Genomic DNA, 9,906 nt, shown 5'->3' on the forward strand with positions numbered 1-9,906 from the left:
GCGGGATCTCGGGTCCCGGATCGGGGCCATCCTGCGCCTCACGACACGAAGGCGTCCAGCCGGTCGAGCGAGACGATCTGCAGCGGGGCCAGCCGCGCCGCCTCCGCCACCGCCGCGCCCAGCTCGGCCAGGCGCGCGTCATGGGCTTCGTCGCTGCGCAGCGCCACGGTGATGCAGCCCGCCGGGCGCCCCGCCCAGGTGCGGAACGGGGCCGAGACCTCCGTGAGGCCCGGAAAGAGCTCGTCGCGCACCGTGACGTAGCCCCGCGCCCGCGCCATGATGAGCGCATCGCGCACCGCGGCCGCGGTGGTCAGGGTATCGGGCATGTGGGCGAAATAGGGTCCGGAGCCCATCAGCGTCGCGGCCTCGTCGTCGTCCAGCGCCATCAGCAGCGCCTTGCCCGGCCCGGTGCAGTGCAGAGGCGCCTTCAGCCAGGACTCCGAACAGGGCGCCAGCGAGCCCTGGGTCAGCGCCACGTCGATCACCAGCCGCTCATGCCCCAGAAAGGCGACGATCGCGGTCGACTGGCGCAGACGCTCGGCCAGGCCCCAGAGCAGGGGCGCCGCCTCGCGCCGGACCTGCTCGACCGGGTGCAGCAGCGACAGCGGGCGCAGGGCGGCGGGAGAGGCGGCATAGCGTCGCCCGTCGCCCATCCGGATCGCCCGCCCCTCCGCCACCAGCGTGCGCAGCAGCCGCATCGCGGTCGCGACATCGAGCCCCAGCGCCGCCCCGATCTCGGCCATCGTCATCGGCCGCGGCGCGCCCAGCAGCAGGTCCATCACCGCCAATCCCCGCGCCAGCGTGCCCGCGCGCCCGCCCTCGACGCCCGAGCCCGCGCCGAAGCCCGGCAGGTCGTCCTCGGGCGCGCCCATCGGATCGGGGCGGTCGGAGCCGGGGGCGGAGGGGGTCGGATGATCGTTCATGGCATGTCTCGCGGACTGGACCGGGGCGGGGAACGGCGGGGGGACGACGCGGCGGGTCGCGGCGAGGCGCGCGTCAGAACAGATGCGGCTCGATCGCGTCGGGATCGAAGACGAACCCGGTTCCGGGGCCGTCGGGCAGCGCGATCATGCCATCGGCATCGATTCGCATCGGCTCGCGGAACAGGGTCGCGAACCACGGCATGTGCTCGACATAGGCGCAGCCGGCGGTGGCGAGATGCAGCGAGTGCTCGGTGAAGATATGCGGCGAGAACGGGATGTTCGCCGCCGCCATCTGGCCGATGGCCCGGCGGAATTCGGTGTAGCCGCCCATGCGCTGGAGGTCGGGCATCAGCAGGTCGGCGGACCGCCGCTCGATCATGTTGGCGAGGCCGAAGCGGAGATATTCCGTCTCCCCGCTCGCCAGCGGGGTGTCGAGGGCCGCGGCGATGGCGGCATGGCCGTGATGGTCCCAGGTCGGGATCGGCTCCTCGAACCACACGAGGCCATAGGGTTCCAGTGCGCGGCCGAGCCGGATCGCCTCGGCCACGCTCAGCCCCTGGTTGGCGTCGGCCATCAGCGCGATGTCGGGACCGATGGCGTCCCGCACCGCCTCCACCCGCGCGAGGTTTTCGGCGACCGGCAGCGCGCCCAGCCGCAGCTTCATCGCCTTAAAGCCCTGGGCGAGAAACCCCTTCGCCTCCGCCGCCAGCTCATCCGGCCCCGAAGACAGCCACAGCCCGCCCGAGGCGTAGGCCGGGACCCGGCTGCGCGCCCCGCCCCAGAGCCGGTGCAGCGGCTGGCCGGCGGCCTTGCCCACCAAGTCCCAGCAGGCGACGTCGATCGGGGTCATCGCGATCACGGCGACGCCGGAGGCGCCGAGGAAATTGCAGGCGCGCAGCATGTCGTCCCACAGCGCCTCCACCTGATGGGGATCGCGGCCGATGACCATGGGGCGCAGGCTTTCCATCATCGCCTCCAGCACGCGCAGGCGGTCGCGGCCGAAGCAGAAGGCGTAGCCTTCGCCCTCCAGCCCCTCGTCGGTGGAAAGCGTCGCCAGCAGGCAGGTGACCGAGGCGATCTCGTGGATCGAGGTGCGCAGCGGCGCCGCGAGCGGCAGGTCCACGCGGCGCATGGTCAGGTCGGTGATACGCATCTGGGGGGCCTCCTGCCCGGATCGCGCCGTCAGGCGGCGCCGAGATAGCTGCGGGCGGGGGTGACAAGCTCCTCGGCGGTCATCGCCGCCGGCGCAAGGTGCTGCGGGCCCAGATCGGCGGCGCGGGGGCAGCCGATCAGGGCGAGGTCGATGTCGATCTCCTTGCGGAACAGCTGGATGACATGGGCGAGCCCCGCCTCCCCGTCCGCCGCGGCCCCCCACAGGAACGGCCGGCCCGCGAACACCATCTTCGCGCCCATCGCGCGCGCCATCAGCACATGCGCGCCGCGGCGCACGCCGCCGTCCATCATCACCGTCACCCGGTCGCCGACCGCCGCGACCACGCCCGGCAGCGCGTCGAGCGCCCCCGGAACCCGGTCGAGCTGCCGCCCGCCATGGTTCGACACCACCACCCCGTCGCAGCCGATATCGGCGGCGCGCAGCGCGTCGTCGGGATGCAGCACGCCCTTGATCACCAGCTTGCCTTTCCATCGGCCGCGCAGCCATTCCATGTCCGCCCAGTTCAGCCGGTCCCGCCCGCCCCGAAAACTGCGCGGCGCATCGTCGACGATGCGCGGGCCCATCACGTCGGTCTGGTTGGCGAAACGCGGCGCGCCGCCGTCGCGCAGGGTGGGGATCAGCGTCTCGATCATCCAGCGCGGGTGCAGCATCCCGTCGATGGCCAGCCGCCAGGTGCTGCGGAAGGGGATGGTGAAGTCGTGGCGCGCGATGTTCTCGCGGTTCGCGGCCACCGGCACGTCGACGGTCACGACGAGGACCTCGATCCCCGAGGCCTCCAGCCGCGTGCAGATCCGGTCGAGCAGCGGCCGGTCGGAGGAGAAATAGCCCTGATACCAGGCGCCCGGATGCAATTTCGCCAGGTCCTCCAGCGGCACGGTGGAGGCGCCGGAGATCACGTAGGGAAGGCCGGCGGCGTGGAACTGGCGGGCGAGCATCGCGTCGCAGCGGGGGCGGTAGATCGCGGCCACCCCGGTGGGCGGCATGCCGATGGGGGCGGCGTAGGTCCGCCCGAAGACCTCGGTGCGCGCGTCGATCTCCGACACGTCGACCAGCACCCGCGGGACCAGCGCGTGACGGTCGAAGGCGGCGGCGTTTCGGTCGCGCGAGACGTTGTCCTCGACCCCGCCCGACAGGAACTCCCAGACCGAGGCGGGCAGGCGGCGCCGCGCGGCGGCCTCGTAATCGCCGATGGAGAATTTGCGGGTCATCGCGGCGCGCGCGGTCGGGCGCGGGTCGCGCTTCTCGGGGCGGTGGTCATGGCGGGCATCTCCTCCGGATCGGGCGGCCGGCGGTCCCGGCTCTGCCCCGTCTTCCGCGCGGAACGCGGGCGGGGCTTTCGCGGAGTATGGGCGGGCGTCGCGCTTGCGCACAATGCGAAATTTCCGTCACCTGCCGCGACGCGCCCCCGCCTCCTGCGGCCGCGCGCGAAATTTCGAGGAGACAGGCGCATGGTCAGGGCCATCCGATTTCACCGGCCCGGCGGGCCCGAGGTGCTGCAGATCGACGAGATCGAGCTCCCCGCCCCCGGCCCGGGCGAGGTGCGTCTGCGCCAGACCGCCTCGGGCGTGAATTTCACCGACATCTACTCGCGATCCGGCCTCTACCCCGCGCCGATGCCGATGATCCCGGGGCGCGAGGGCGTCGGCGTGGTCGAGGCCGTCGGCCCGGGCGTGACCGGCTGGGCGCCGGGCGACCGGGCCGCCTATTGCGCGCTGCATGGCAGCTACGCCGAGGCGCGCCTGATCGACCCCAGGCACCTGATCCGCCTGCCGGACGAGATCGACGACCTCACCGCCGCCGCCATCGTGCTGCGCGGGATCACCGCGCATTTCCTGCTGCATGACGTGCACCCCGTGAAAGCGGGGGAGACCATTCTGGTCCATGCGGCCGCCGGCGGGGTCGGGCTGATCCTCGCCCAATGGGCGACGGCGCTGGGGGTGCGCGTGATCGGCACCGCCTCGACCGAGGCGAAGGCCGCGCTCGCCCGCGATGCCGGCTGCGCGCATGTGATCGTGGGGCGCGGGGCGGATATTCCGGGCGAGGTGAAGGCCTTCACCGACGGCGCGATGGTCGGCGTGGTCTATGACGCGGTGGGCAAGGACACGTTTGTCCGCTCGCTGGACAGCCTCGCGCGGCGCGGGCATTTCGTCAGCTTCGGCCAGGCCTCGGGCGCGATCCCGCCGGTGACCATCCAGGATTTCGGCAATCGCGGCTCGCTGAGCCTGACCCGGCCGATGCTGGGCGACTACATCGCCGACCAGGGCGCGCGCGACGCCCGGGCGGCGGCCTTGTTCGACATGGTGGCGTCGGGGCGCATCAAGGTGCGGGCGGAGCATGTCTATCCGTTCGAGAAGATCGGCGAGGCCCATGCCGACCTGGAGGCCGGGCGCACCTCCGGCTCGCTGGTCCTGCAGATGGGCTGAGGGCGGCGCGGGACTGCCGGCGGCGGGAGCCGCGCGTCCCCCCGTCCGCCCGTCCCCGAGGTCTCTTCCGCGCGGCGGGTCGGCGCGCCGCCAGGCCTCGCCGCCGGCCGCCCCCACGGCCCGGGAGACGTCCCCGCCGGCGCCCACGCCCCAAAGCCGCGCCGGCGCCCCGCCGCCGCCCGCGCGACGCCGGGGGCGCGGCCTTCCCCCCCTCCCGCGCGCGCCCCATCGCGGCGGCTTGACCGCGTTCGGCCCGGGCTTATTCTGTCCGACAATCCGGCGGAAACGGATCCCGCCGACCACAAAGACCCCGCGGCGCAGACCGCGGTCAGGGAGGACCACCGCATGACCACCCCCGGCGCCCGCGCGGGCCGCAACGGCATTGGCGACGCGCTTCGCCGCGTCACCGCCCGCAACCCGCGAAAGACCGCGCTGATCTGGCAGGACCGCACCTGGACCTTCGCCGAGATGGAGACCGCGGCCTTCCGCATCGCCGAGCATCTGCGCGACGCCGGCCTGAAGAAAGGCGACCGCGTCGCCGCCTTCGCCCGCAATTCCGACAGCTACTACCTGCTCTGGCTCGCCTGCTGCCAGTCCGGCCTGATCCACGTCCCCGCCAATTTCGGCCTGACCGGGCCCGAGCTGCACTACATCGTCGAGCAGTCCGGCGCCCGCGCCCTGATCTACGACGCGGCCCTCACCGGCGCGGTGGACGCGGTGCGCGACCTGCCCGGGCTCGACATCGTCTCCCGCTTCGACGGCGGCGACGAGGTCGACATCCTCAAGGCCGCCCTCTCCGACGCCGAGCCCGAGCGGGAATGGGACGTGGACGGCGACGACTTCTGCCAGATCCTCTACACCTCCGGCACCACCGGCAAACCCAAGGGCGGGCTGATGAAGCACCGCGCGCTGCTGGCCGAGTTCATGTCGTGCATCTACGCGCTCGACATCCGCCCGAACGACCGTTGCCTGTGGTCCCTGCCGCTCTACCACGCCGGGCAGATCCACACCTTCTCCAACCCGCAGATGCTCGCCGGCTGCACCTCGGTCATCCTGGAGCAGCCCAAGCCCGAGGCGGTGTTCGAGGCGATCAACGCCCATTCCATCACCTCGTTCTTCGCCCCCCCCACCGTCTGGGTCAGCCTGCTGCGCCATCCCGGCTTCGACGCCGCCGGCATGGATCGGCTGGAAAAAATCCAGTACGGCGCCTCGATCATGCCCGAACCGATCCTGACCGAGCTGCGCACCCGCATGCCCGGCGTGCAGGTGTTCAACTGCTACGGCCAGTCCGAGACCGGCCCCTTGACCACCGTGCTCCGCCCAGAGGAGCATGACGGCCGCCTCACCTCCTGCGGACGCACGGTCCTCAACGTCGAAACCCGGGTCGTGGACGCCGAGATGAACGACGTCCCCGTCGGCGAGACCGGCGAGATCGTCCACCGAACCCCGCACCTGATCACCGAATACTGGGGCCGCCCCGACGCCACCGAGGAGGCGTTCGAAGGCGGCTGGTTCCATTCCGGCGACATGGGCCGCTTCGACGCGGAGGGCTTCCTCTACGTGGTCGACCGCCTGAAGGACGTGATCAACACCGGCGGCGTGCTGGTGGCGTCGCGCGAGGTCGAGGACGCGCTCTTCACCCATCCGTCCGTCTTCGAGGTCGCCGTGGTCGGCCTGCCCGACGCCAAGTGGCTGGAGGCCATCGCCGCGGTCGTGGTGCTGCGCGACGGCGCGTCCCCGACCGAGGCCGAGCTGATCGACCATTCCCGGCAGGTCCTCGCCCATTACAAGGTGCCCAAGCGGGTGATCTTCGCCCCCGAACTCCCCCGCAACGCCTCGGGCAAGATCCTGAAGCGGGAGCTGCGCCAGATGCATGGCGGGGCGGAGACGGCGGTCGCCTCCGGCGCCGCCTGAGCGCGCGGCCCCCTCCCCCGCGCGGGGGAGGGGGCCGCGCCTCACCACGGATCGACGAAGCTGCGCGAAGCCCGCTCGCCCCTGGGCCGGGCGGGGACGGCGCGCAGCCCCGCGAGGATCCAGGACCGCGTCTCTGCCGGATCGATGACCGCGTCGATCTCGGCCGTGGTGGCGACCGAGACCGCCTTGCCGATCTGGTAGAAATTCGCCACCAGCCTGTCGAAGAGCGCCTTTTGCGCGGCGGGGTCGGTCTCCGCCGCCAGCTCCTTGCGGTAGCCGAGCCGCACCGCGCCCTCGAGCCCCATGCCGCCGTATTCGCCGGTGGGCCAGGACACGGTGAACAGGCTCTCGCGGAACCCGCCTCCGGTCATCGCCATAGCGCCCAGCCCGTAGCCCTTGCGCAGCACGATCCCGAAGATCGGGACCGAGAGCGAGGCCGCGGCGACGAACATCCGGCAGACATGGCGCACGAGCCCGGTCTTCTCCGCCTCCGGCCCCACCATGAACCCCGGCGTGTCGCACAACGACACGATGGGCAGCCCGAACGTGTCGCAAAGCTGCATGAACCGCGCCGCCTTGTCCGAGGCCGGCCCGTCGATCGCCCCGCCCAGATGGCGCGAGTCGTTGGCCATCAGCCCGAACGGCTTGCCCCCGATCCGCACCAGCGCGGTGACGATCCCGAGCCCGAACCCCGCCCGAAGCTCCAGCACCGAGCCTTCGTCGCAAAGCGTCGCGATCAGGGCGCGGACGTCGTGGGCGCGCAGCCGGTTCTCGGGGATCGCCTCGCGCAGCAGGCGCTGGTCCGGGGCGGACCAGTCAGGCGCGTCGCCCTGGAAATAGCTCACATAGGACCGCGCCGCGGCGCAGGCCGCCGCCTCGTCCTTCACGCGGATGTCGACCACGCCGTTGGCCGCCTGCACGTCGATCGCCCCGATCTCCTCCGGCCGGTAGACCCCGAGCCCCCCGCCCTCGATCATCGCGGGGCCCGCCATGCCGATGTTCGAACTCTCATCCGCGATGATCACGTCGCAGCAGCCCAGCAGCGCCGCGTTGCCCGCATAGCAGCGGCCAGAGACCACGCCGACCAGCGGCGCCTTGCCCGACAGCGCCGCGAACTGGGCGAAGGTGGTGGTGTTGAGACCCGAGATCGAGGTCCGCTCCGTATCCCCCGGCCGCCCGCCTCCGCCCTCGGCCAGCAGCACGAGGGGCATGGCGAATTTCTCCGCCAGTCCGAAAATGCGGTCGAGCTTGCGGTGGTGGCGCTGCCCCTGGGTGCCGGCCAGCACCATGTAATCGCAGACGGCGAAGGCGCAGCGCGCCGCCTCGTCGCCGAAGACGGCCGAGTTGATGGTTCCCAGCCCGGTGACCACGCCGTCGCCGGTGGTGTTCGCGATCAGATCCTTCACCGTGCGCCGCGCCCCTTGCGCCGCCAGCGCCAGCGCGCCGTATTCGTGGAAGCTGCCCGGGTCGGCGAGATCCGCCAGGTTCTCGCGCGCCGTGCGATGGCCCCGCGCGTGGCGGCGCGCGACGGCTTCGGCGCGGGTCTCGTCCAGCCCGGCGGCGACGCGGGCGCGCAGTTCGGCGAGGTCGGGACGGATGCGGTCGGGGTCGAAGGCGGCGACCACGGCGTCCTCCGCCCGTTCGTCGCCTGCGGGCGACAGGCTGAGGATCGCGGCTCCTTCCTCCAGCGTCTGGCCGGGGGCGGCGTGCAGCGCGGCGACGGTTCCCGCGACGGGGGCGAGAATGGCGTGCTCCATCTTCATCGCCTCCATCACCGCGACCTGCTCCCCCCGACGCACGAACGCGCCCGGCGCGACGTCGAGCGTCACAACCGTCGCGGTCATCGGCGAAGGCACCGCGACGGCCCCATCGGGCGGCGTGGCGGCGGGGGCGACGGCGGGGATGCCCGCGGGGGCCTCGGCCACGGGTTCCGCCTCGGCCAGCGCGGCGGCGGCGGCGGCCAGCGGCGCGGCTTCGGTCTCGAGGAACCGAGTGCAGACCTCGCCGGTCAGGGGCTCGGGCCGAGAGAGGATCGCGCGCAGCCAGTCGCGGTTGGTCCCGATCCCCTCCACCTTCATCTCGGCCAGCGCCCGCGCGGCCTTGGCGGCGGCGTCCGCGAAGTCGGGCGAGCGGGAATGCACGATCACCTTCGCCATCAGCGAATCGTAGGCCGCCGACGACGTCCACCCGGTCCAGGCCAGCGTGTCGACCCGCACGCCCGGGCCCGACGGCGGCTCCCACCGCGTCAGCGTCCCGACCGAGGGGCGTGCGGCGCCGGACGCATCCATCCGCTCCATGTTCACCCGCGCCTGCACCGCGAAGCCCATCGGCGCGGGGACGGCCTCCTGCGTCATCCCCAGATCGGCGAGGCTCGCGCCCCCGGCCAGTTCCAGCTGAAGGCGCACCAGATCCAGACCCAGCACCTCCTCCGTCACGGTGTGTTCGACCTGGATGCGAGGGTTGGCCTCGATGAAGAAGATCTCGTCGCCCTCAAGGGTCGCGAGGAATTCGAACGTGCCGAGGCTGCGGTAGTCGCCGGCCCGCGCGAGGCGCAGGGCGCAGCCGGTCAGCCGCTCGCGCTGCGCTTGCGTCAGGGTCGGGGCGGGGGCGATCTCGATGACCTTCTGGTGGCGGCGCTGCAGGGTGCAGTCACGCTCATGCAGATGCACGCAGGCGCCGGTCCCGTCGCCGATCACCTGCACCTCCAGGTGACGCACGGCCGGCAGGAAGCGTTCCGCATAGACCGCGCCGTCGCCGAAGGCGGCGTTCGCCTCGGACGCGCAGGCGGCATGGGCGCGCGCCACCTCCTCCCGCGTCCGCACCACGCGCATCCCGCGTCCGCCGCCGCCCGACACCGCCTTGATCAGCAGGGCGGCGCCTTCGGGCAGCGCGTCGAAGACGGCCAGCGCGCCGTCTTCATCCACCGCGCCCTCGGATCCGGGGATCACCGGGACGCCCTGCTCGCGCGCCAGCGCCTTGGCGGCGAGCTTGTCGCCGAACAGCGCCAGCTGCGTCGGCGTCGGGCCGACGAAGACCAGGCCCTCGTTCTCGCAGGCCGCGGCGAAAGCCACGTTCTCCGACAGGAACCCGTAGCCCGGATGCACCGCATCGGCGCCGGAGGCGACGGCCGCGGCCATCACGGCCTCCACGTCCAGATAGGCGCGCGCCCCGCGGCCGGGCAGCAGCCGGGCCTCGTCCGCCAGGCGCACATGCAGGCAGGCGGCGTCGTCGGCGGGATAGGCGGCGACGGTGGTGATGCGCATCTCGGCGGCGGTGCGCGCGATGCGCGCCGCGATCTCGCCGCGGTTGGCGATGAACAGCTTGCGGACGGTCATGCGGGGTCCCTTCGGGGCCAGGCGTCCAGCGCCGTGGCGAGCGGGGTGACGGAGGCCGGCGGCGCCGCGGGCGGGCGCGGCGCGTGGCCGGAGAAGCGGGGGGCGGGCGCGGGCTGTCGCCCCGACGGCCCGTCGAC

6 protein-coding genes are annotated in these 9,906 nt (G+C 72.8%); 2 read left to right on the forward strand and 4 right to left on the reverse strand.

Translation table 11 applies throughout. From position 1 onward, the window contains the following. Positions 1-38: 38 nt before the first annotated feature. The 3 genes from ACTB72_RS17995 to ACTB72_RS18005 all read right to left on the reverse strand — a co-directional run bounded on the left by ACTB72_RS17995 (position 39) and on the right by ACTB72_RS18005 (position 3,305). Positions 39-923 carry an IclR family transcriptional regulator gene (locus ACTB72_RS17995; RefSeq protein ID WP_463038388.1) on the reverse strand — a complete coding sequence of 295 codons (885 nt, stop codon included), beginning with the start codon at positions 921-923 and terminating at the stop codon, positions 39-41. A 73-nt stretch (positions 924-996) separates the two neighbouring features. Beyond that, the gene (locus ACTB72_RS18000) at positions 997-2,076 is read right to left on the reverse strand and encodes a mandelate racemase/muconate lactonizing enzyme family protein (RefSeq protein WP_463038389.1); all 1,080 of its coding nucleotides are present in this window, start codon (positions 2,074-2,076) and stop codon (positions 997-999) included. Positions 2,077-2,105: 29 nt separating this feature from the next. Continuing rightward, entirely contained in the window at positions 2,106-3,305 is a 1,200-nt protein-coding gene (locus tag ACTB72_RS18005) for an alpha-hydroxy acid oxidase (protein WP_463038390.1), read from the reverse strand. 240 nt (positions 3,306-3,545) lie between these two features. Here ACTB72_RS18005 and ACTB72_RS18010 point away from each other — a divergent pair, with 240 nt between their 5' ends. After that, positions 3,546-4,520 carry a quinone oxidoreductase family protein gene (locus ACTB72_RS18010; protein WP_463038391.1) on the forward strand — a complete coding sequence of 325 codons (975 nt, stop codon included), beginning with the start codon at positions 3,546-3,548 and terminating at the stop codon, positions 4,518-4,520. A 345-nt stretch (positions 4,521-4,865) separates the two neighbouring features. After that, on the forward strand, positions 4,866-6,434 hold the full coding sequence (locus ACTB72_RS18015) for a fatty acyl-CoA synthetase (RefSeq protein WP_463038392.1): 1,569 nt from the start codon (positions 4,866-4,868) through the stop codon (positions 6,432-6,434). Positions 6,435-6,475: 41 nt separating this feature from the next. On the opposite strand, the gene ACTB72_RS18020 is transcribed toward ACTB72_RS18015, so the two are convergent. Next, complete coding sequence (locus ACTB72_RS18020) at positions 6,476-9,769, reverse strand: acetyl-CoA carboxylase family protein (protein WP_463038393.1); 3,294 nt, start codon at positions 9,767-9,769, stop codon at positions 6,476-6,478. Between the last annotated feature and the right edge of the window lie 137 nt (positions 9,770-9,906).

The organism is Albimonas sp. (assembly GCF_055129145.1).

Coding starts and splice junctions, on each gene's coding strand:
- ACTB72_RS17995 (WP_463038388.1), bottom strand. CDS start 923: ATGAACGATCATCCGACCCCCTCCGCCCCCGGCTCCGACCGCCCCGAT.
- ACTB72_RS18000 (WP_463038389.1), bottom strand. CDS start 2,076: ATGCGTATCACCGACCTGACCATGCGCCGCGTGGACCTGCCGCTCGCG.
- ACTB72_RS18005 (WP_463038390.1), bottom strand. CDS start 3,305: ATGACCCGCAAATTCTCCATCGGCGATTACGAGGCCGCCGCGCGGCGC.
- ACTB72_RS18010 (WP_463038391.1), top strand. CDS start 3,546: ATGGTCAGGGCCATCCGATTTCACCGGCCCGGCGGGCCCGAGGTGCTG.
- ACTB72_RS18015 (WP_463038392.1), top strand. CDS start 4,866: ATGACCACCCCCGGCGCCCGCGCGGGCCGCAACGGCATTGGCGACGCG.
- ACTB72_RS18020 (WP_463038393.1), bottom strand. CDS start 9,769: ATGACCGTCCGCAAGCTGTTCATCGCCAACCGCGGCGAGATCGCGGCG.